This is a genomic window from Paracoccus sp. SMMA_5_TC (assembly GCF_009696685.2).
Classification (GTDB): domain Bacteria; phylum Pseudomonadota; class Alphaproteobacteria; order Rhodobacterales; family Rhodobacteraceae; genus Paracoccus.
In genome coordinates this window covers 2,428,977-2,449,489 of record NZ_CP102355.1, presented here as the reverse complement: position 1 = coordinate 2,449,489, position 20,513 = coordinate 2,428,977, and the positions used below count along the sequence as shown (strand labels likewise).

Below are 20,513 nucleotides of genomic sequence, written 5' to 3'. Positions count from 1 at the left end.
GGTCCATAGGGGGTGCTGATGCAGATGCCTGTTGCCAATGCGGCCATCGTGGCCCGTCGGGCGGCCATCGTCGCCCGTTTGCGACAAGCGGTCCCCGATGCCGTGATCGATGATCCGGCGGAAACCCGCGCCTATGAATGCGATGCGCTGTCGGCCTATCGCTGCCCGCCGCTGGCAGTGGTGCTGCCAGCCGATACGGCACAGGTGGCAACGGTGTTGCGCATCTGCCATGAAGAAGGCGTGCCGGTGGTGCCTCGCGGTGCCGGCACCAGCCTGGCTGGCGGCGCCATGCCAACAGCGGATGCGGTGGTGATCGGTCTGTCGCGGATGACTGCGCTGCTGCAGGTCGACTTGACCGACCGGCTGATCCGGGTGCAGGCCGGACGCACCAACCTGTCGGTCACCCAGGCGGTCGAGGGGCAGGGGTTCTTTTACGCGCCCGATCCCTCCAGCCAGCTGGCCTGCGCGATCGGCGGCAATATCGCCATGAACTCGGGCGGGGCGCATTGCCTCAAATACGGCGTCACCACCAACAACCTGCTGGGGGTGACGCTGGTGTTGATGGATGGTTCGGTCGTCGAACTGGGCGGACCGATGGGCGAGGCGCCGGGGCTTGATCTGCTGGGCGTGGTCTGCGGTTCCGAAGGTCAGCTTGGCATCGTGACCGAGGCGACATTGCGCATCCTTCCCCGCCCGGCCGGCGCCCGGCCGGCCCTGATCGCCTTTGACAGTTCCGAAACCGCCGGCGCCTGCGTGGCCGCCATCATTCGCGCCGGCATCCTGCCGGTGGCCATCGAATTCATGGATCGCCCCTGCATTCGGGCGACGGAAGCCTTTGCCAATGCCGGCTATCCCGATTGCGAGGCGCTGCTGATCGTCGAGGTCGAGGGAACAGCCCCGGAAATCGACGAACAGATGGCGCTGATCCGCCAGATCGCCCAAGGCTTTGCGCCGCTGGAGTTCCGGGAAAGCCGGTCCGAGGATGAATCCCGTCGCATCTGGCTGGGCCGGAAGTCTGCATTTGGCGCCATGGGCCAGATCAACGACTACATGTGCCTGGATGGCACCATTCCGGTCAGCGCCTTGCCGCAGGTTCTGGGGGGCATCGCCGAATTGTCGCGCCGCTTCGGGCTGGATGTTGCCAATGTCTTTCATGCCGGTGACGGGAACATGCATCCCTTGATCCTGTATGACGCCAATGCTCCGGGCGAATTGCAACGATGCGAGGACATGGGGGCCGAAATCCTCAAGCTGTGCGTGCGCGTGGGCGGCTGCCTGACCGGCGAGCACGGTGTCGGCGTCGAAAAGCGCGAGTTGATGACAGAACAGTTTTCCGACATCGATCTCGAGGCGCAGATGCGCGTCAAGGACGTGTTCGATCATGCATGGCTGCTGAACCCCGCCAAGGTGTTTCCCTTGGCCATTTCTGCCCCGCGCCGTCAGGGGACAGCCGATGCGGCCTGACCATGCGTCCTGAAACCGAAGCCGAACTGGCCCAGATCATCCGCGAGACGCGCGTGCCTCTGTCGGTGACCGGGGGCGGCAGCCGCCTGCGCCCGGACGAGGGGCAGGGGCAGCGGCTGGAGACGACCGGGTTGTCGGGTGTGGTGCTGTATGAACCCGCCGCGCTGACCGTCGTGGTTCGCGCCGGCACCTTGCTTCAGGATCTGCAACAGATCCTGGCGTCCGAAGGGCAGATGCTGGCCTTTGAGCCGGACCTTCGGCCGGGATCGACCATCGGCGGGGTGGCGGCCAGCAACAGTTCCGGGCCGCGCCGGGTCCTGGTTGGGGCCTGCCGCGATGCCATGCTGGGCGTGCGATTTGTCGACGGTCGGGGTCAGGTCATCAGCAATGGCGGACGGGTGATGAAGAACGTGACCGGCTATGATCTGGTCAAGCTGATGGCGGGTTCCCGGGGCACGCTGGGGGTGCTGAGCGAAATCGCCCTGCGCACGGCGCCGCTGCCGCCTTGTGCCGTCACGTTGGCCTTACCCGGGCTGGATGCCGCCGCGGCATTGCCTGCGCTGACGGCGGCGTTGAGCGGGCCTTTCGATGTCTCCGGGGCGGGGTGGCTTCCGGATGCCGGGGTTCTGCTGCGGCTCGAGGGGCTGCCGGTTTCGGTCCGGGAACGGCGCCGGGCGCTGACCGACCGACTTGCACCCTTTGGTTCCCTGATCGAATCCGATGCTGCGCTGTGGCCGCGCCTGGTGCCGCGCATGGCGCAAGGCGATCTGTGGCGGGTGATCTGCCGCCCGTCCGAGGCGCCGGCGCTGCTGGCGCATCTGCCGCAGGTTCTGGCCATGGATTGGGGCGGGGCGCTGATCTGGGCGGACCTGCCTGCGGGGCAGGCGCCGGATCTGCCGCCCTGGTCCGGGCATGCCACCCGTGTGACCGGGGATCATGCGATGACATTGCCGGCCACGGCGCCGCTGGTGGCGCGGCTGAACGACAGCCTGCGCCGGCGCTTCGATCCGCGCGCGCTGTTCCAGGGGGGGGCGTGATGCAGACGCGTTTCACCGAAGATCAGCTCAAGGATCCTCTGACCGCGCGATCGAACCGCATCCTGCGGGCTTGTGTGCATTGCGGTTTCTGCACCGCCACCTGTCCGACCTATCAGATTCTTGGTGACGAACTGGACAGCCCGCGCGGCCGCATCTACCTGATAAAGGAAATGCTCGAGAGCGGTCGTGACGCCGATGCCCGCACCGTCACCCATCTGGATCGTTGCCTTGGCTGCCTGTCGTGCATGACGACCTGCCCGTCGGGGGTCGATTACATGCATCTGCTCGATCACGCGCGGCTGCATGTCGAACGGACCTATCGGCGGCCCTGGCGCGACCGGGCGCTGCGCTGGCTTCTGGCCCGGGTTCTGCCCTATCCGACCCGGTTCCGGTTGGCCCTTCTGGGCGCGCGACTGGCGCGGCCGTTTGCCCGCGTACTCCCCGATGCGCGTCTGCGCGCGATGCTGGCCATGGCGCCGCGCAGCCTGCCGCCGGTCAGCCGCAATGATGATGGCCAGGTTCTTGCCCCCCATGGCCCGAGGCGTGCGCGCGTGGCGCTGATGCCGGGCTGCGCCCAGCGCGCGCTCAACACCGATATCAATGATGCCACCATCCGTCTGCTCCGCCGTGCTGGTTGCGAGGTCGTCATCCCCGATGGCTTCGGCTGCTGCGGCGCGCTGACCCATCACATGGGGCGGGAACATGATGCGCTGCATGCTGCCCGCGCCAGCATCGCAAGCCTGCTGGCCGCCGATGCCCGGGCGCCGCTGGACGCCATCATCATCAACGCTTCGGGCTGCGGCACCACGATCAAGGATTATCCCAGCCTCTTCACCGGCGACCCGATATTGCCGCAGGCGCAACGTGTCGCCAGCCTTGCCCGCGACATCACCGAATTTCTCGATGGAAGCTGGCCTGATGGCGGGCACCTATCCGCGGGGTTTTTCGAGACATCTGCCGCCGGAAAGGGGCTGCGGGTCGCATACCATGCGGCATGTTCATTGCAGCATGGCCAGCAGATCCGATCGGCGCCGAAGTCCCTTCTGGCGCGGGCGGGTTATGAGGTGGTCGAGCCAGAGAATGCGCATCTTTGCTGCGGATCGGCTGGAACCTACAACCTCTTGCAACCCGAGCTTGCAAACGAACTGCGCAGGCGCAAGGTCGCCACCATCCAGGCGACCAGCCCGCAGGTCGTTGCTACGGGAAACATCGGTTGCATGGTCCAGATAGGCGCAGGAACCGACCTGCCGGTCGTGCATACGGTCGAACTGCTGGACTGGGCCAGCGGCGGGCCAAGACCGGCGGCGCTGACCCCTTGAAAACCTGGACGGCATTTCCCAACTGAATGCTGTCGACGGCCAGATGGCGTCGACGGATTGCCCGCCCTGATCGGGGGGCGCCATTTGTATCGCTTGAACCAAGGATGCGAAACATGCGTAATTTCGACCTGACCCCGCTTTACCGTGCTTCGGTCGGCTTCGACCGTATGGCTGATGTGATGGATCGTGCCCTGTCGGCCGATATCGCCAGCTATCCCCCCTACAACATCGAAAAGACCGGCGAAAATACCTATCGTATCACCATCGCCGTGGCCGGTTTCGGTGCCGAGGATCTGACCGTCGAGGTCAAGGATGGCGCCGTGATCGTTTCGGGCAAGAAAGCCGCCGAGGACGAAGGCCGCACCTATCTGCATCGCGGCATCGCCACCCGCGCTTTCGAGCGTCGCTTTACCCTGGCCGATCATGTCCGGGTCGAGGGCGCCAGCCACGAGGACGGCATGCTCAATATCGATCTGGTCCGTGAAATCCCCGAGGCGCTGAAGCCCCGCCGGATCGAGATCAGCCGCCCTGCCAAGGCGGTCGAGCGTCTGGACGCCTGAGCCTTCAGGCTTGCGCGCCTGAAGCCCGTAAACCAGGCTTGCCGCGACGAACGGGCCGGGGCCGAAAGGCCCCGCGCCGGGCGCGCCCTTCGATGGGGCGCGAACGGCGGACCCGGGCGGATTGCTGACCGCCCTCGAAACTCTCTCGGAATTGCCGTTGGCGCCTGCCTTGCAGGCGCCTTTTTCGCGTGGCCATGACCGTTGGTAAGGTCAGAACCGTCGGCGTGCCCGCAGTGCGGCGGTGATGGTGCCGTCGTCCAGGTAATCAAGCTCGCCGCCGATCGGCACCCCCTGCGCCAGGCTGGTGACCGCGACACCGGTCGGGGCCAGCGCCTCGGCGATGTAATGGGCGGTGGTCTGGCCGTCGACCGTGGCGGACAGCGCCAGGATGACCTCGGTGATGTTCTCGCTGCCGATGCGGGCGATCAGCTGCGGCACCCGCAACTCATCGGGACCGATCTCGTCCAGGGCCGACAGGTTGCCGCCCAGCACATGGTAGCGTCCGCGAAACGCGCGCCCGCGTTCCAGGGCCCAAAGATCGGCCACATCGGTCACCACGCAGATCTCGCCAGTTGCCCGCGCCGGATCCTGACAGATCGGGCAGATATCGGCCTGGGTCACGTTTCCGCAGATCAGGCATTCGCGCGCCTTTTCGGCGACGCTGGCCATCATGGCCGACAACTGTGCCATCTGCCCCGCACGCTTGCGGATCAGGTGCAGCACGATACGCCGGGCCGAGCGTGGTCCCAGGCCGGGCAGCCGGGCCAGCGCCGCGATCAGCGCCTCGATTTCGTCCCCGGCAGGGGCCATGTCAGAACGGCATCTTCAGATCGGCCGGCAGGCCCAGTTCGCGCGACACCCGCTGCATTTCTTCGCCGGCCTTGTCTTGGGCGCGACGCTGCGCATCCTTGATCGCGGCCAGGATCAGATCCTCGACCACTTCCTTGTCCTCTTGCCGAAAGATCGACGGATCGATCTCCAGCCCCGTCAGTTCGCCCTTGGCGGTCGCCGTGGCGCGCACCAGGCCGCCGCCGGCTTCGCCGGTCACCGTCAGTCGGTTCAGACCTTCCTGCATCTCGGCCATCTTGGCCTGCATCTGCTGCGCGGCCTCCATCATTTTCGACAGATCGCCCATGTCGCCCAGACCCTTGAACATCGCTTACTCCTCGTCCTCGAAGGGATCCCATTCCTCGACCTCGGCCACGGGGCCATCGGTGCGGTCATGGGGGGATGTATCCTCGCCCATGGGGTTTTCAACCGCCACCGGCTGCGGGACCGGGCGGATACGGGTGATTTTCGCCTGCGGAAAGGCGGCCAGGATCGCCTGCACGGTCGGGCTTTCCATCGCCCGCGCCCGCGCCTCGGCTTCGCGCAGGGTGCGCTGTTCGCTGATCGTGGGCTGCCCACCCGAGGATGCCACGATGACCGCCCAACGCTGTCCCCCGGTCCAGCCGCGCAGCCTTTCGGCCAGACGCTGCGCCAGATCGCGCGGCGCGTTGTCGGTCGGCTGGAACTCGATGCGGCCGGGGGCATATCGCACCAGGCGCAGATGATCCTCGACCTCGAGCAGCAGCTTCATGTCGCGCATGCGACGGATCAGTTCCAGCACCGCCTGGAAATCGGGGAACGCCGCCAGCGCATCGGGTGACACCGCCAGGGCCGCCGCGCTGCCACCGGGGCGCAGGGAGACCTGCGCGGGCGGCCGGGCGGCGCGCGGGGCCGCGGCCGGCGCACTGGCCGCGGGGGCCGGGGCCGCGCCGCTGCGGCTGAAATCGCCCGCCGCCGCCGCGGCCTGCACCTTGCGGATCAGCGCATCGGGGTCGGGCAGATCGGCGACATGCGTCAGGCGGATCACCGCCATTTCCGCCGCCATCATGGCATTGGGCGCGGCGGCGACCTCTTCCAGCGCCTTCAGCAGCATCTGCCACAGCCGCGTCAGCACCCGCATCGCCACCCGGCCGGCGATGTCCTGGCCCCGGGCGCGTTCGTCGGGGCCGATGGTCGGATCCTCGAGCGCCTGGGGGGTGATCTTGACGATCGAGACCCAATGCGTGATTTCCGCCAGATCGCGCAGCACCGCCAGCGGGTCGGCGCCATCGGCATATTGCGCCTGCAATTCGGCCAATGCCTCGGCCGCGGCGCCGCGCAGGATCATGTCGAACAGATCCAGCACCCGGCCGCGATCGGCAAGACCCAGCATCGCCCGCACCTGCACGGCGGTGGTCTCGCCGGCGCCATGGCTGATGGCCTGATCCAGCAGGCTGGTCGCGTCGCGGGCCGAACCTTCGGCGGCGCGGGTGATCAGCGCCAGCGCATCGTCGCTGATCTGCGCCCCCTCGCGCGTGGCGATCCGGCGCAGCAGCGCCATCATCACCTCGGGTTCGATACGGCGCAGGTCGAAGCGCTGGCAGCGCGACAGCACCGTCACCGGCACCTTGCGGATTTCGGTGGTGGCAAAGATGAACTTCACATGCGGCGGCGGTTCCTCGAGCGTCTTGAGCAGCGCGTTGAAGGCGCTGGTCGACAGCATGTGAACTTCGTCGATGATATAGATTTTGTAGCGGGCAGAGGCCGCCCGATAGTGGACGGATTCGATGATCTCGCGGATGTCGTTCACGCCGGTGCGCGATGCGGCGTCCATTTCCATGACATCGACATGGCGCCCCTCGCTGATGGCAACGCAATGCTGGCAGGTGCCGCAGGGTTCGGTGGTGGGGCCGCCCTGACCATCGGCACCGATACAGTTCAGCCCCTTGGCGATGATGCGCGCGGTCGTGGTCTTGCCGGTGCCGCGGATGCCGGTCATCACGAAGGCCTGCGCGATCCGGTCGGCGGCAAAGGCATTGCGCAAGGTGCGCACCATCGCGTCCTGACCGACCAGATCGGCAAAGGTCTCGGGCCGGTATTTACGGGCCAGCACTTGATAGGTGGTGTCGCTTTCGCTCATCTTCCGGTCCTGTTCGACCGGGGCAGATTAACGGGGCCGGCGCGGGCCGGCAACCGCATCAGTCTGCCTGCCAGTCGAACACCAGCTGCTCGCGAAAGCCGAAGCCGGCGATATGCTTGGCGATGATGTCCTGAAACTGCGCCATGTCTGCGGCTGGGGCGGTGGCGCAAAGATGCAGTTCCGCCGCCGAGGCTGTCATTTCCAGCAACCGCCCGTCCGGCAGCTCGATCCGGCCCTGCTGGGGATCGAAGCTGACCTGGAACTTGTGGGCCCAGTGCTTGCAGAGCTGTTGCAGGTAGCGGCTGGCATGGGGGGTGGCGACGCGGCAGGTGGATCGGTCCATGGTCATCGGTTGTCCTTGTCTGATCTGGTCCGGCTGGCGTCGGCTGGCTGGTGGGGCGTGGGCATGATTGGCCCGTTCGTGGGCATGGGTATACCGTCGCCGGGCGCAGGATCAATCCCGCGCGCGCACCGTTGACCCGCCACGCCGGCCGGCATATCTGCGCTGCATGGCACGCGCACCCCTTCTTCAGCTTTCCGGCATCTCGCTGACCTTTGGCGGCAATCCGGTTTTCGACGGACTTGACCTGACCGTGCAACCCGGCGACCGGCTGGCGCTGGTTGGTCGCAACGGTTCTGGCAAATCGACGCTGATGAAGGTGATGGCCGGGCTGGTCGAACCCGACAGCGGCCAGGTCATTACCCCGGCCGGGGTCAAGGTCGGCTATATGGAACAGGATCCCGACCTGTCGGCCTTTCGCACGCTGGGCGAATTTGCCGGCGCCGGCCTGCCCGAAACCGAAGCCTATCGGGTCGAGATGGCGGCCGAGGGGCTGAAGTTCGATCCCGATCGGCCGGTCGCCACCGCCTCGGGCGGCGAAAGGCGACGGGCGGCGCTGGCGCGGCTGCTGGCCGAAGCGCCCGAACTGATGTTGCTGGACGAGCCGACGAACCATCTGGATATCCAGGCCATCGGCTGGCTGGAAGAGCAGCTGTCGGCAACCCGGGCGGGATTCGTGCTGATTTCGCACGACCGCGCTTTTCTGCGGGCGCTGACCCGCGCGACATTGTGGATCGACCGCGGCGAGGTGCGCCGCCAGGATCGCGGCTTTGAACATTTCGAGGACTGGCGTGAAACCGTCTGGGCGGCCGAGGACGAGGCCCGTCACAAGCTGGACCGCAAGATCAAGGCCGAGGCGCGTTGGGCCGTCGAAGGGATCAGCGCCCGGCGCAAGCGCAATCAGGGCCGTCTGCGCGCGCTGGCCGCGCTGCGTCAGGAACGCGCCAGTCAGATTCGCCGTCAGGGCACTGCCGCGATGGAACTGGACGCGGGGCCGCAATCGGGCAAGCGCGTGATCGACGCCAAGGGCATCTCGAAACGCTTTGGCGACCGCGTCATCCTGCGGCCTTTTGACCTGCGGGTGCTGCGCGGCGACCGGGTGGCCTTCGTCGGGCCGAACGGCGCCGGCAAGACCACGCTCATCAAGATGTTGACCGGCGAGATCGCGCCCGACAGCGGCGAAATCCGCCATGGCACCAATCTCGAGATTGCGGTGTTCGATCAGGCGCGTTCGGCCATCGACGATACCGTGACGCTGTGGGACGCGCTGGCGGGCGATCCGGCGATGCGGGTTTCGGGGCGGTCGGATCAGGTCATGGTTCGCGGCAATCCGCGCCATGTCGTTGCCTATCTCAAGGATTTCCTGTTCGACGAGGCGCAGGCCCGGGCGCCGGTGGGCAGCCTGTCGGGTGGCGAAAAGGCGCGGCTGCTGCTGGCGCGGATCATGGCGCGACCGTCCAACCTGCTGGTGCTGGACGAACCGACCAACGACCTGGACGTGGAAACCCTGGACCTGCTGCAGGACATCCTGGGCGATTACGACGGCACCGTGCTGCTGGTCAGCCACGACCGCGATTTCATAGACCGCGTGGCGACGCAGACGGTGGCGATGGAGGGCGACGGCCGGGCGGTGATCTATCCCGGCGGCTGGTCGGATTATATCGCCCAGCGCCCGCAATCCAACGCCGAACCCGCTGCCGCAGCCGAACCCGTGCGCGCGACCGCGCCCAGGCCCGAACCGGTCACCCCAGCGCCCGAGCGCAGCGGGCTCAGCTTTACCGAAAAGAAGCGGCTTGAGGCGCTGCCGGGCATCATCGAACGGCTCGAGGCGGAAATGGCCAGGCTGACCGAGTTTCTGGCGCAACCCGACCTGTTCCAGACCGCCCCGGTCAAGTTCCAGAAGGCCAGTGAAGGTCTCGCCGAGCGCCAGGCCGCCCTTGCCGCCGCCGAAGAGGAATGGTTGCAGCTGGCCGAACGCGATCAGCAGGGCTGAACCGAACCCCCAGTCGTGTTCCGCCAGCCGCAACGGCATCACCTGTTCAGCTTTGAACAGTCAGATCGCCATGGCCGCGCGCCGATCAAGCCCCTGTGGCCTTTCCGTGGCGCAAGCACCGATGCGTTGCCGCAGGGCGTCTTGTGCCCGCGCCGCCGCTGACCCGGCGATCATGATCCGGCAGATACCGGCATGGGCCGCGCTGTTTCGGGATCGGGTCTGCCTCTGGCGCGCTGCGTCTCGGTGCCTCTGACCAGAGCGGGCGGCTGATGCAGGCTTGGCTACCGAGAAGAATGGGGCAATCCGTATCCGGTGTCGTCTCGGGCCGCAGATCAAGGGGGGCAGGGCTTCATGTGCGTCCGGCTGGTCCATCTGCGGCGTGCCGGGTCGGCATGGCGGTCTGGCGCGAAGCATGGCCATCCGGAAACGAACACGGGTGAAGGCCATCGGGCCGGGCATGGGGCAGCCGTGGGCGCGGCGCCCCCGCCCGGATCACCTTGGCCAGGAACGAATTGCACCGGTCAGCAAGTGTTTGACGGTTTCGCCTGTGCCAGGGGCAACCTGTCGCAGCGGGCGCGGCCGGATGACGGCGCATCGCATCCCGATAGCGCGCATCGTTGAAAGGATGTGAACCGGCCTGCCATGCGGTCGATTGCTGCGGCCTTCCAGCCTATCGCGATTTTCTGGACCGGCGGATGAGCCTGTCGAGACAGCACGAAGCCCGCAACCGGCGTGGCGCGGGGATAGCTGCGTGCAACGAAAAAGGCCGCCCCGAGGGGCGGCCCGATATGCGTTTCGGCGCGATTACATCATGCCGCCCATGCCGCCCATGTCGGGCATGCCAGCAGCCGGAGCCTTCGGCTCGGGCTTGTCGGCGATCATGGCTTCGGTGGTGATCAGCAGGCCTGCGACCGAGGCAGCATCTTCCAGCGCCGTGCGCACGACCTTGGCCGGGTCGATGACGCCGAACTTGAACATGTCGCCATATTCTTCGGTCTGGGCGTTGAAGCCGAAAGCCTTGTCGGTCGATTCCCGAACCTTGCCGGCCACGACTGCACCGTCCACACCAGCGTTCTCGGCGATCTGGCGCATCGGGGCTTCCAGGGCGCGGCGGACGATGGCGATGCCGGCGTCCTGATCCGAGTTCGCGCCGGTCAGGCCTTCCAGCACCTTGCCGGCCTGCACCAGAGCGACGCCGCCGCCCACCACGATGCCTTCCTGCACCGCAGCGCGGGTCGCGTTCAGCGCGTCATCGACGCGGTCCTTACGCTCCTTGACCTCGACTTCGGTCATGCCGCCGACGCGGATGACGGCAACGCCGCCAGCGAGCTTCGCCACACGCTCTTGCAGCTTTTCGCGGTCGTAGTCCGAGGTGGTTTCCTCGATCTGCTGGCGGATCTGGGCAACGCGCGCCTCGATTTCGGCCTTTTCGCCGGCGCCATCAACGATGGTGGTGTTGTCCTTGTTGATGGTGATCTTTTTGGCGCGGCCCAGCATGTCGATGCCGACGTTCTCCAGCTTCATGCCCAGGTCTTCGCTGATGACCTGACCGCCGGTCAGGATGGCGATATCCTGCAGCATGGCCTTGCGGCGATCGCCAAAGCCGGGGGCCTTGACGGCCGCGATCTTCAGACCACCGCGCAGCTTGTTGACGACCAGCGTGGCCAGCGCCTCGCCCTCGACATCCTCGGCAACGATCAGCAGCGGTTTCTGCGACTGGATCACAGCCTCCAGCAGGGGCACCATCGGCTGCAGCGAGGACAGTTTCTTTTCGTGCAGCAGGATATAGGCATCCTCCAGCTCGGCGACCATCTTGTCGGCATTGGTCACGAAATAGGGCGACAGGTAGCCACGGTCGAACTGCATGCCTTCGACCACTTCGACCTCGGTCTCCATGCCCTTGTTTTCTTCGACCGTGATGACGCCTTCATTGCCCACGCGCTGCATGGCTTCGGCGATCTGCTGACCGATGAAGCTTTCGCCGTTGGCCGAGATGGTGCCGACCTGAGCGACTTCCGAGCTGTCGTTGACGGGACGCGCAGCGGTCTTGATGGCGTCGACAACCTTGGCGGTGGCCAGATCGATGCCGCGCTTGAGATCCATCGGGTTCATGCCCGCAGCAACGGCCTTCATGCCTTCGCGCACGATGGCCTGAGCCAGAACGGTGGCGGTGGTGGTGCCGTCGCCGGCCTCGTCATTGGTGCGCGAAGCAACTTCGCGGACCATCTGGGCGCCCATGTTCTCGAACTTGTCCGACAGTTCGATTTCCTTGGCCACCGACACGCCGTCCTTTGTGATGCGCGGCGCGCCATAGGACTTGTCGATCACGACATTGCGGCCTTTCGGGCCCAGCGTCACCTTGACGGCATCGGCCAGAATGTTCACGCCCTTGAGCATGCGGTCGCGGGCGTCGCTGTTGAACTTGACTTCTTTCGCAGCCATTTGGTGTGTTCCTTGAATGAGTTATCTGGAAAAAGCGATCAGGCGATGATGCCCAGGATGTCGCTTTCCTTCATGATCAGCAGCTCTTCGCCGTCCACGGTGACCTCGGTGCCCGACCATTTGCCGAACAGCACCCGATCGCCAGCCTTGACCGCCGGCGCGATCAGTTCGCCCGAATCCTTGCGCGCACCTTCGCCAACGGCGACGACTTCGCCTTCGGCCGGTTTTTCCTTGGCGCTGTCGGGGATGATCAGCCCGCCCTTGGTTTTCTCGTCCGACTGGACGCGACGGACCACAACGCGGTCATGCAGCGGTTTGAAAGCCATGTGAACACTCCGGTGTTACAGGTGATTATGTTGTTGGCACTCTGCCTTGGTGAGTGCCAGTGCCGCTGATCTAGGCAGAGCCCGGCGGCCTGTCAACAGGGAGGCGCGCAAAAAAAGATCGCATCCCGAGCTGTCAGCATCGGCAGGTTCAGCCGCCAAGCGAGCGGCCGGGATTTCGGCTGGTCGCACTTGCGCCGAAGCCGCCGCGGCTTTGCACCTGCGCCGCAGTCATCGGCGGCTTGCCGATCGTGGCGGGCGCGCGATTGAAGGTGGAGCTGGCAACCTTGCCCGCGCCGTTGTTGGTGGCAAAGGACTGGTCGCCCTTCGGGGTGGCGAAGCGGCCGTCGGCCGTGCGCACCATCGGTTGCGAAAAGATGCCGCCGCCGCGCGACAGCATCGATCCCATCATGTAACCCACCAACAGCGGCATGAAGGAAAACCCGCCACCGCCCTGTTGCGCGGCCGGGTCGCTGCCGCAATTTCCGACCCCGTGCTGCTGTTCGCACAGCTCCTTCGATTCATAGCGCGGCGCTGTTTCCAGATGTTCCTGTTGCGCGGCGGCAAAGTTCTGGCGGCAATCCTGTTCGGTGAACCACAGGCTGTTGTCCTTGCTGGCGGCGATACAGCTTTCAAGATCCGGGAAAGAGCGCGCATCGACGCGCTCGTCCTCGCAGGCGGCAAGGGCCAGGGTCGCGGTTCCGGCCAGCACAAGGGCGACATGGCGCGAGCGTTTGCGGTGGCGGGTCGTGGTCATGGTCAGCCCTCGATGAAATGCGGCTTGAAGCGCGACAGGTTGTGGGTGATGGGCGATGTGTCCTCGCGCAGGCCAAGCCCGCAGCAATGCTGGCCAACGATCCAGCTGCCCAGCACCGGGTGAAAGCCGCCGAAATCCGGCAGTGGCGCCAGGGCTTGCACGATCATCGGGTGATGCGAATAGCTGTCATCGGCATGGCACAGCGGCGGCTGGCCCGGCCGGTGCAGGGTGACCCCCGCGCCCTCGCGGGAATAGATCGGCTTCGTCACATGTCCGCGCGCCAGCCGGTCGCGGGCGGCGTCGAAGGCCGCGGCGACATGGGCGGCGGGCTGGCCGCCGGTCAGCGCCTGCTCGACGTCCTCGGCAAAGAACGCCGGCAACAGGTTCGGGTGGCCGGGAAACATCTGCCACAGCACCGGCAGCAACCCCTTGTTCGACACCACCGCCTTCCACGGCGGTTCGATATAGCGCGTGCCCGAGCCGACCAGATGTTCGGCGTAGCTGTCGCGCAGCATGTCCTCCCATGGATAAAGCTTGAACAGCGTGCCGATGACGCGGGACTGGCCGTCGGCAAACTGTCCATCACTGGTCAGACCGATCTGCGCAAGATCGGTGAAATGCGCGCCCAGGCCTGCCTCGCGTGCGGCCCAGGCAAGGGTCTCGACGGTGGCGTAATCCTCGGGGTTGCTGCTGTCGGCGGCGAAATGCACGTCCTCTCCGGGGGCGCAGATCTCGGCCCAGCGCGCCACCAGCGATTCGTGGATGCTGTTGAACTGGTCGCAATCCGCGCCCAGCACGCCGGCCGCCTGCTGCTGTTCGAACCACAGCCACTGATAGGACGCCGATTCGTAGAGCGCCGTCGGTGTGTCGGCATTGTATTCCAGCAGCAGCGCCGGGCCCTGGCCGTCATAGGCCAGATCCAGCCGGCCATACAGTTCGGGTTCGCCCTGTCGCCAGCTTTCGGCCAGCAGATCCCAGTGTTCGGCCGGGACATGCAGGCGCCTCAAAAGCTGTTCTTCGCCCAGGATCCGCTCGGCCGCCGCCCGGCACATCTGATGCAGCTCGGTAGAAGGCGCCTCGATCCGATCTTCGATTTCGGAAAGGGTAAAGCAATAGGCGCTGGTTTCATCCCAGTAGGGCTGGCCGTCCATGTCGGCAAAACTGAACCCCAGCCGTGCGGCCTCGTCTCGCCAGCCCGGCCGTTCGGGCAGGATGCGTTTTTCCATGATATCTCCTTGGCAATCCAGATAGGGTGCGGGGGCGGGGTGACGCAAGACCGTCGGGGGGCTTGCGATGCCGTAATCTTCACGCCAAGCTGCTGCCATTCCAGCCCCGCGTGTGACGGGGCGCGACAACAGGGATGAACAGATCATGCAGCACCGTTTCCCGCTTCGCGCGCTTCTGATGGCGACGGCCGTCGCGATTGCCGCGCCGGCCGCCCTTGCCGAAACCCCGGCCGATACGCTGGTCGTCGCCGCGCAGATCGACGACATCATCAGCCTGGATCCGGGGCAGAGCTTCGAGTTTTCGGGCCAGGACGTGGTCAAGAACCTGTATGACCGGCTGGTCGATTTCGACCCGCTGGATCTGGACGCCGGCATCAAGCCCAGCCTGGCCGAAAGCTGGGAGGTCAGCGAGGACGGCAAGACCATCACCCTTACCATGCGCGAAGGCGTCAAGTTCCATTCCGGCAACCCTGTCCGGGCCGAGGATGCCGCCTGGTCGCTGCAACGCGCCGTCAAGCTGAACAAGTCGCCCGCTTTCATCCTGAACCAGTTCGGCTTTACCCCGGAAAATGTCGACCAGCAGGTGACGTTCGAGGGCAACCGCCTGATCCTGAAGCTGGATCAGCCCTATGCCCAAAGCTTCGTGCTGAATTGCCTGGCGTCGGAAATCGGGTCGGTGATCGACAAGGAAACGGTGATGGCCCATGTCGAGGGCGATGATCTGGGCAATGCCTGGCTGTCGACCAATGACGCGGGGTCCGGCCCCTTCACCCTGGCCGCGTGGAAACCGAACGAGGCGGTGCAACTGGCCGCCTATGCCGATTACTGGCAAGGCGCGCCCGCAATGCAGCGGGTGATCGTGCGCAACGTTCAGGAAAGCAGCGCCCAGCGGCTGTTGCTGGAACAGGGCGACATCGATGTTGCCCGCAACCTGACCCCCACCGATGTCGAGGGCATCGCCGGCAATGACAAGCTGAAGGTGGTGGACGAAATGCGCGGCCGCATCCTGTATATGGGCCTGAGCCAGAAGGATCCGCTGCTGTCGCGCCCCGAGGTGGTCCAGGCGATGAAGCATCTGGTCGATTACGCCGGTATCGAGGGCAGCTTCCTGAAGGGGCAGTGGAAAACCCATCAGAACTTCCTGCCCGCGGGCTATCTGGGCGCCTCGGACGAAAACCCCTGGAGCCATGACATCGAAAAGGCGCGCAAGATCCTGACCGACGCCGGCATCACCTCGGGGACGGTCAAGACGGTGGTGCGCGACATCCCCGAATATGTGAACGTCGCCCAGACCTTGCAGGCGGCGATGTCGCAGGTCGGGCTGACGCTGGAAATCCAGCAGATGACCGGGGCGCAGGTGCTGGACGCCTATCGCGCCCGGCAGGTGCCGATCTTTATCGGCGAATGGGGGCCGGATTATGCCGACCCGAACACCAATGCCTCGACCTTTGCCTATAACCCGAACAATGCCGATGACGCCAAGCTGTCGCAGCTGGCCTGGCGCAACAGCTGGGCCGTCCCGGACGAGATGAACAAGGCCACCATCGCTGCCACGCTCGAGGGTGACACCGACAAGCGCGTGCAGATGTATCTGGACATTCAAAGCCAGTATCGCGAGATCGCGCCGATCATCCCGATGTTCCAGAAGATCGAGCAATCGGCGATGCAGAAGAACGTCCAGCACTGGACCACCGGCGGCTCGGTCAGTTCGATCATGTATCGTCAGGTGACCAAGGAATAGTCGCTTGGCCGTGCCTGCAATCGCGCCCGGTCGCAACCGGGCGCGCCATCACCGACGCCTGAAAAGCCTGGGCGGGGTCGCGCTGTCGCTGCTGCTGACGCTGCTGGGGCTGCTGCTTGTCACTTTCGTCATCGGTCGGGTCATGCCGATCGATCCGGTGCTGAAGGTGGTGGGCGAACGCGCCACCCAGGCGCAATACGATGCCGCCCGCCTGGCGATGGGGTTGGACAAGCCGCTGTGGCAGCAGTTCCTGCTGTATCTGGGCGATGTGCTGCGCGGCGATTTCGGACGCTCGATCTCGACCGGGCATCCGGTGGCGCAAGACCTGCGGCGGGTGTTCCCCGCCACGCTGGAACTGGCGACGCTGGGCACGCTGATCGGCGTGGGCGTCGGGGTGCCGCTGGGGGTGGTGGCGGCGGCTCGACGCGGCGGCTGGGTCGACCAGATCGCGCGCGTCGTCGCGCTGATCGGCTATTCCATGCCGATCTTCTGGCTGGGGCTGATGGGGCTTTTGCTGTTTTACGGAACGCTGGGCTGGGTCGGCGGCCCGGGGCGACAGGGCATCATCTATGACGGCATGGTGCCCACGGTGACCGGGATGATCCTGGTCGACAGCGTGATCGCCGGCGACTGGTCGGCTTTCCGCGATGCCTTCAGCCACATCATCCTGCCCGCCAGCCTGCTGGGCTATTTCAGCCTGGCCTATATCAGCCGCATGACCCGCAGCTTCATGCTGGACCAACTGTCGGCCGAATATGTCACCACCGCCCGCGTCAAGGGGCTAAGCGAAACCCGCGTCATCTGGGGCCATGCGTTTCGCAACGTGCTGGTGCCGCTGATCACGGTGATCGCGCTGAGCTTCGGGTCGCTGCTGGAGGGTTCGGTGCTGACCGAGATCGTGTTCAGCTGGCCCGGCATCGGCCAGTATATCACCAAGGCGCTGCTGGCCGGGGACATGAACGCGGTCCTGGGCGGCACGGTGGTGGTGGGCAGCTGCTTCGTGGCGCTGAACCTGTTGTCCGACATCCTGTATCGCGTTCTGGATCCGAGGGCGAAATGACCCAGACCACCACCCGCGAATGGCTGCTCAGCGATGCGCCGCAGACCCGTCGACAGGCGCGGCTGGGGGCGCTGTATCAGGGTTGGTTGACCTTTCGCGCCAATCGGCTGGCGATGCTGGGGCTGGCGATCCTGGTGCTGCTGGTGCTGGTGGCGGCGTTCGCGCCCTGGATTGCGCCGCAAGATCCCCTGGCGCAGAATCTGGCGCAGCGGCTGCAACCGCCTTCGGCCGCGCATTGGCTGGGCACCGATGCCCTGGGCCGGGACATCCTGTCGCGGCTGATCTACGGCTCGCGCGTCACGCTGTTCATCGTGGGCACGGTGGCGTTGGTGGCACCGGTGATCGGGCTGTTGATCGGCACGGTGGCGGGCTTTGCCGGCGGCTGGGTCGATCAGGTGCTGATGCGCGTCACCGACATCTTCCTGGCCTTTCCCAAGCTGATCCTGGCTCTGGCATTCGTGGCGGCGCTGGGGCCGGGAATCGGCAATGCGGTGCTGGCGCTGGCGATCACCTCATGGCCGGCCTATGCCCGGCTGGCGCGGGCCGAGACGCTGACCATCCGCAAGGCCGACTATATCGCCGCCGCCCGCCTGCAGGGGGCGGGTCGGTTGCGGTTGCTGGTGGGCCATGTCTGGCCGCTGTGCATAAGCTCGATGATCGTGCGGGTGGCGCTGGATATGGCGGGGATCATCCTGTCGGCGGCCGGCCTGGGTTTTCTGGGGCTGGGCGCGCAGCCGCCAATGCCCGAATGGGGGGCGATGATTTCCGACGGCCGCACCTACATTCTGGATTTCTGGTGGGTGGCGGCGATGCCGGGCATGGCGATCTTTGTCGTCAGCCTGGCCTTCAACCTGCTGGGGGACGGGCTGCGCGACGTTCTTGACCCCAAGGGGGACCGGACATGAGCCCGCTCCTGTCGGTGCGCAATCTGCGCGTCAGCTTTCCCACCCGCAGCGGCCTGTTCGAGGCCGTGCGCGGCGTCAGCTTCGACCTGGGGCGCGAGCGGCTGGGCGTGGTCGGGGAATCGGGCTCGGGCAAATCGATGACCGGGCGGGCGATCCTGGGCCTGGTGCGCCCGCCGGGCCGGGTCAGCGCCGATCGGCTGGAGCTTGGCGGCGAAAGCATCCTGAACCTGCCCGAGCGACAGATGCGCCGGTTGCGCGGCGCGCGCATCAGCATGGTGATGCAGGACCCCAAGTTCAGCCTGAACCCGGTGATGACCATCGGCGCCCAGATCGTCGAGGCCTATCGCCTGCACGGTGTCGACGCGCGTTCCGCGGCCCGGGACAAGGCGCTGGAGATGTTGCGCGCGGTGCAGATCCGCGACCCCGAGCGGGTCTTTGACGCCTATCCGCACGAAGTGTCGGGCGGCATGGGCCAGCGGGTGATGATCGCGATGATGCTGGCGCCCAATCCCGACATCCTGATCGCGGACGAACCGACATCGGCGCTGGACGTATCGGTCCGCAACGAGGTCTTGCGCATCATGGACCGTCTGGTCAGCGCCCGCGGCATGGGGCTGATCTTCATCAGTCACGACCTGAACCTGGTGGCGCAATTCTGCGACCGGGTGCTGATCATGTATGCCGGCCAGGTGGTCGAGGAATTGCCGGCGCGCGACCTGCACCTGGCCCGCCACCCCTATACCCAGGGACTGCTGAACAGCCTGCCGCGGCTGGATCGGCCGGTGGCGCGGTTGTCGGTGTTGCAGCGTCACGACAGCTGGCGCGAGGAGATTGGCGATGCCCGATGATATGCTGACGGTCGAGGGGCTGGACGTCTGGTTCGGCGACGGTCCCGACCGGGTCGATGCCGTGCGCGACGCCAGCTTTCGCGTGGCGCAGGGTGAAAGCTTCGGCCTTGTGGGGGAATCGGGCTCGGGGAAATCGACGATCCTGCGGGCGATAACGGGACTGATCGCGTCCTGGTCGGGCCGGGTCGAGGTCGCGGGCCAACCGGTGCGGGGTCAGCGGCGTTCGGCCGGGTTTCACAAGGCGGTGCAGATGGTGTTCCAGGACCCCTATGCCAGCCTGCACCCCCGACATTCGGTGGATCGGGTGCTGTCCGAAACCCTGCATCTGCAAGGCATGGATCAGATCGACGCCCGCATCACCCGGCTTCTGGATAGCGTGGGGCTGGGGCGGGGCTTTCGCTTTCGCTATCCGCACCAGCTGTCGGGCGGCCAGCGCCAGCGCGTGGCCATCGCCCGGGCACTGGCGGCCGAGCCGCGGCTGCTGTTGCTGGACGAACCGACCTCGGCGCTGGATGTCAGCGTGCAGGCCGAAATCCTGAACCTGCTCGGCGATCTGCGGCGCGAGCGCGGCCTGACCTATGTGATGGTCAGTCACGATCTGGCGGTGGTGGCGCATATGTGCGACCGGCTGGCAGTGATGCGCGCCGGTGCCATCGTCGAAGAAATGTCCGCCGCCGATCTGCGCCAGGGCCGGGCGCGCAGCGAATATGCCCGCGCCCTGCTGGCCGCCAGCAGCAGCTATGCCGAGGGCTGACTAGACCGCGATTCCGAACAGCCGCCCGATGCCGGCGGTGACGGCCAGGGCCAGCAGACCGCCCAGCACCACCCGCAGCACCGCGCGCAGCGGCGGGGCGCCGCCCGCCCAGGCCCCCAGTGCCCCCAGCGCCGCCAGCGCCAGCACCACCGCGACGATCACGCTGGCGATCACCGCGCCGCCCGGGGCCAGAATCGCGGCCAGCAGTGGCAGCGCCGCGGCGATGCTGAATGTCGCGGCCGAGGCCAGCGCGGCCTGGATCGGGTTGGCGTTCGACACCTCGCTCAGCCCCAGCTCGTCGCGCAGATGCGCCGCAAGCGCGTCGTGGCGGCTGACCTCGCGCGCGGCCTGAAGGGCGGTGCCAGGCGACATGCCCCGCGATTCATAGATCGCCGCCAGCTCGTGCAACTCGTCCTCGGGGGTGTCGCGCAGGGCGGCGGTTTCCCGGGCAATATCGGCGCGCTCGGTATCCGATTGCGAACTGACCGAGACATATTCACCCATCGCCATCGACAGTGCCCCGCCGACCAGCCCCGCCATGCCGGCAATCAGGATGGCATCACCCCCCGGATCGGCGGCGGCCACGCCGACGATCAGCGCCCCGACGGACACGATGCCGTCGTTCGCCCCCAGCACCGAGGCGCGCAGCCAGCCCATGCGGCTGACGAAATGCGGATCGTCGGGGTGGGCACTGGTGCGGGTGCGGGTGCGGGTCATGGCGGCCTCGGTCGGTTTTGGCGCAGATTATACCGGCGCGGGCGAAAGGCCAGCCTTGCAGCGCACGGTGGCTGCGGTCA

Annotated in this window: 19 protein-coding genes; 10 read left to right on the top strand and 9 right to left on the bottom strand. The window is 66.3% G+C overall.

All coding sequences use genetic code 11. The annotated features are described in order from the left end of the window. Positions 1-18 precede the first annotated feature (18 nt). From GB880_RS12640 to GB880_RS12625, 4 genes are all read left to right on the top strand, one after another. Positions 19-1,464, top strand: coding sequence for an FAD-linked oxidase C-terminal domain-containing protein (locus GB880_RS12640; RefSeq protein WP_154493988.1), 1,446 nt, complete (start codon positions 19-21; stop codon positions 1,462-1,464). 2 nt (positions 1,465-1,466) lie between these two features. Then, positions 1,467-2,501, top strand: coding sequence for an FAD-binding protein (locus GB880_RS12635; protein ID WP_154493989.1), 1,035 nt, complete (start codon positions 1,467-1,469; stop codon positions 2,499-2,501). After that, positions 2,501-3,820 (top strand): glycolate oxidase subunit GlcF, encoded by a 1,320-nt coding sequence (gene glcF / locus GB880_RS12630; protein ID WP_154493990.1) that lies wholly within the window; start codon positions 2,501-2,503, stop codon positions 3,818-3,820. Before GB880_RS12635 ends, glcF begins: the two co-directional genes overlap by 1 nt. Before the next feature lie 113 nt (positions 3,821-3,933). Further along, the gene (locus GB880_RS12625; protein ID WP_154493991.1) at positions 3,934-4,380 is read left to right on the top strand and encodes an Hsp20 family protein; all 447 of its coding nucleotides are present in this window, start codon (positions 3,934-3,936) and stop codon (positions 4,378-4,380) included. 210 nt (positions 4,381-4,590) lie between these two features. Here GB880_RS12625 and recR read toward each other — a convergent pair whose 3' ends face one another. From recR to GB880_RS12605, 4 genes are read right to left on the bottom strand one after another with little or no spacing between them, the layout of a single operon-like run. Further along, positions 4,591-5,190 (bottom strand): recombination mediator RecR, encoded by a 600-nt coding sequence (recR, locus tag GB880_RS12620; protein ID WP_154493992.1) that lies wholly within the window; start codon positions 5,188-5,190, stop codon positions 4,591-4,593. Position 5,191: 1 nt separating this feature from the next. After that, positions 5,192-5,536 carry a YbaB/EbfC family nucleoid-associated protein gene (locus tag GB880_RS12615; protein ID WP_154493993.1) on the bottom strand — a complete coding sequence of 115 codons (345 nt, stop codon included), beginning with the start codon at positions 5,534-5,536 and terminating at the stop codon, positions 5,192-5,194. A 3-nt stretch (positions 5,537-5,539) separates the two neighbouring features. Further along, complete coding sequence (locus tag GB880_RS12610; protein ID WP_263467170.1) at positions 5,540-7,327, bottom strand: DNA polymerase III subunit gamma/tau; 1,788 nt, start codon at positions 7,325-7,327, stop codon at positions 5,540-5,542. A gap of 58 nt (positions 7,328-7,385) precedes the next feature. After that, complete coding sequence (locus tag GB880_RS12605; protein WP_229774438.1) at positions 7,386-7,676, bottom strand: DUF2218 domain-containing protein; 291 nt, start codon at positions 7,674-7,676, stop codon at positions 7,386-7,388. A gap of 160 nt (positions 7,677-7,836) precedes the next feature. Here GB880_RS12605 and GB880_RS12600 point away from each other — a divergent pair, with 160 nt between their 5' ends. Next, entirely contained in the window at positions 7,837-9,660 is a 1,824-nt protein-coding gene (locus tag GB880_RS12600; protein WP_154494097.1) for an ABC-F family ATP-binding cassette domain-containing protein, read from the top strand. A gap of 804 nt (positions 9,661-10,464) precedes the next feature. Here the strand turns inward: GB880_RS12600 and groL are convergent. The 4 genes from groL to GB880_RS12580 form a co-directional block, all read right to left on the bottom strand. Then, positions 10,465-12,102, bottom strand: coding sequence for a chaperonin GroEL (gene groL / locus GB880_RS12595; protein WP_154494096.1), 1,638 nt, complete (start codon positions 12,100-12,102; stop codon positions 10,465-10,467). 38 nt (positions 12,103-12,140) lie between these two features. Beyond that, the gene (groES, locus tag GB880_RS12590) at positions 12,141-12,428 is read right to left on the bottom strand and encodes a co-chaperone GroES (protein WP_154494095.1); all 288 of its coding nucleotides are present in this window, start codon (positions 12,426-12,428) and stop codon (positions 12,141-12,143) included. Between the two features lie 148 nt (positions 12,429-12,576). Then, positions 12,577-13,182 carry a DUF1190 domain-containing protein gene (locus GB880_RS12585; protein ID WP_154494094.1) on the bottom strand — a complete coding sequence of 202 codons (606 nt, stop codon included), beginning with the start codon at positions 13,180-13,182 and terminating at the stop codon, positions 12,577-12,579. Between the two features lie 2 nt (positions 13,183-13,184). Next, on the bottom strand, positions 13,185-14,408 hold the full coding sequence (locus GB880_RS12580) for a glutathionylspermidine synthase family protein (RefSeq protein WP_154494093.1): 1,224 nt from the start codon (positions 14,406-14,408) through the stop codon (positions 13,185-13,187). A gap of 145 nt (positions 14,409-14,553) precedes the next feature. On the opposite strand from GB880_RS12580, the gene GB880_RS12575 reads away from it, so the two are divergent. From GB880_RS12575 to GB880_RS12555, 5 genes are all read left to right on the top strand, one after another. Continuing rightward, positions 14,554-16,149, top strand: a complete 1,596-nt coding sequence (locus GB880_RS12575; protein WP_154494092.1) for an ABC transporter substrate-binding protein — start codon at positions 14,554-14,556, stop codon at positions 16,147-16,149. 67 nt (positions 16,150-16,216) lie between these two features. After that, entirely contained in the window at positions 16,217-17,209 is a 993-nt protein-coding gene (locus GB880_RS12570) for an ABC transporter permease (protein ID WP_195840833.1), read from the top strand. Further along, positions 17,206-18,114, top strand: a complete 909-nt coding sequence (gene nikC / locus GB880_RS12565; protein WP_154494091.1) for a nickel transporter permease — start codon at positions 17,206-17,208, stop codon at positions 18,112-18,114. The genes GB880_RS12570 and nikC overlap by 4 nt, the downstream gene beginning before the upstream one ends. Next, positions 18,111-18,962, top strand: coding sequence for an ABC transporter ATP-binding protein (locus GB880_RS12560; protein ID WP_154494090.1), 852 nt, complete (start codon positions 18,111-18,113; stop codon positions 18,960-18,962). Before nikC ends, GB880_RS12560 begins: the two co-directional genes overlap by 4 nt. Position 18,963: 1 nt before the next feature. After that, positions 18,964-19,716: an ABC transporter ATP-binding protein gene (locus GB880_RS12555; RefSeq protein WP_154494099.1), complete on the top strand. Its 753-nt coding sequence runs from the start codon at positions 18,964-18,966 to the stop codon at positions 19,714-19,716. Here GB880_RS12555 and GB880_RS12550 read toward each other — a convergent pair whose 3' ends face one another. Then, positions 19,717-20,433, bottom strand: coding sequence for a VIT1/CCC1 transporter family protein (locus GB880_RS12550; RefSeq protein ID WP_263467169.1), 717 nt, complete (start codon positions 20,431-20,433; stop codon positions 19,717-19,719). Positions 20,434-20,513 lie beyond the last annotated feature (80 nt).

What these genes read in the sequence shown, in the direction of transcription:
- GB880_RS12640 (WP_154493988.1), top strand. Translation starts at nt 19, where the DNA reads ATGCAGATGCCTGTTGCCAATGCGGCCATCGTGGCCCGTCGGGCGGCC.
- GB880_RS12635 (WP_154493989.1), top strand. Translation starts at nt 1,467, where the DNA reads ATGCGTCCTGAAACCGAAGCCGAACTGGCCCAGATCATCCGCGAGACG.
- glcF (WP_154493990.1), top strand. Translation starts at nt 2,501, where the DNA reads ATGCAGACGCGTTTCACCGAAGATCAGCTCAAGGATCCTCTGACCGCG.
- GB880_RS12625 (WP_154493991.1), top strand. Translation starts at nt 3,934, where the DNA reads ATGCGTAATTTCGACCTGACCCCGCTTTACCGTGCTTCGGTCGGCTTC.
- recR (WP_154493992.1), bottom strand. Translation starts at nt 5,190, where the DNA reads ATGGCCCCTGCCGGGGACGAAATCGAGGCGCTGATCGCGGCGCTGGCC.
- GB880_RS12615 (WP_154493993.1), bottom strand. Translation starts at nt 5,536, where the DNA reads ATGTTCAAGGGTCTGGGCGACATGGGCGATCTGTCGAAAATGATGGAG.
- GB880_RS12610 (WP_263467170.1), bottom strand. Translation starts at nt 7,327, where the DNA reads ATGAGCGAAAGCGACACCACCTATCAAGTGCTGGCCCGTAAATACCGG.
- GB880_RS12605 (WP_229774438.1), bottom strand. Translation starts at nt 7,676, where the DNA reads ATGACCATGGACCGATCCACCTGCCGCGTCGCCACCCCCCATGCCAGC.
- GB880_RS12600 (WP_154494097.1), top strand. Translation starts at nt 7,837, where the DNA reads ATGGCACGCGCACCCCTTCTTCAGCTTTCCGGCATCTCGCTGACCTTT.
- groL (WP_154494096.1), bottom strand. Translation starts at nt 12,102, where the DNA reads ATGGCTGCGAAAGAAGTCAAGTTCAACAGCGACGCCCGCGACCGCATG.
- groES (WP_154494095.1), bottom strand. Translation starts at nt 12,428, where the DNA reads ATGGCTTTCAAACCGCTGCATGACCGCGTTGTGGTCCGTCGCGTCCAG.
- GB880_RS12585 (WP_154494094.1), bottom strand. Translation starts at nt 13,182, where the DNA reads ATGACCACGACCCGCCACCGCAAACGCTCGCGCCATGTCGCCCTTGTG.
- GB880_RS12580 (WP_154494093.1), bottom strand. Translation starts at nt 14,408, where the DNA reads ATGGAAAAACGCATCCTGCCCGAACGGCCGGGCTGGCGAGACGAGGCC.
- GB880_RS12575 (WP_154494092.1), top strand. Translation starts at nt 14,554, where the DNA reads ATGCAGCACCGTTTCCCGCTTCGCGCGCTTCTGATGGCGACGGCCGTC.
- nikC (WP_154494091.1), top strand. Translation starts at nt 17,206, where the DNA reads ATGACCCAGACCACCACCCGCGAATGGCTGCTCAGCGATGCGCCGCAG.
- GB880_RS12560 (WP_154494090.1), top strand. Translation starts at nt 18,111, where the DNA reads ATGAGCCCGCTCCTGTCGGTGCGCAATCTGCGCGTCAGCTTTCCCACC.
- GB880_RS12555 (WP_154494099.1), top strand. Translation starts at nt 18,964, where the DNA reads ATGCTGACGGTCGAGGGGCTGGACGTCTGGTTCGGCGACGGTCCCGAC.
- GB880_RS12550 (WP_263467169.1), bottom strand. Translation starts at nt 20,433, where the DNA reads ATGACCCGCACCCGCACCCGCACCAGTGCCCACCCCGACGATCCGCAT.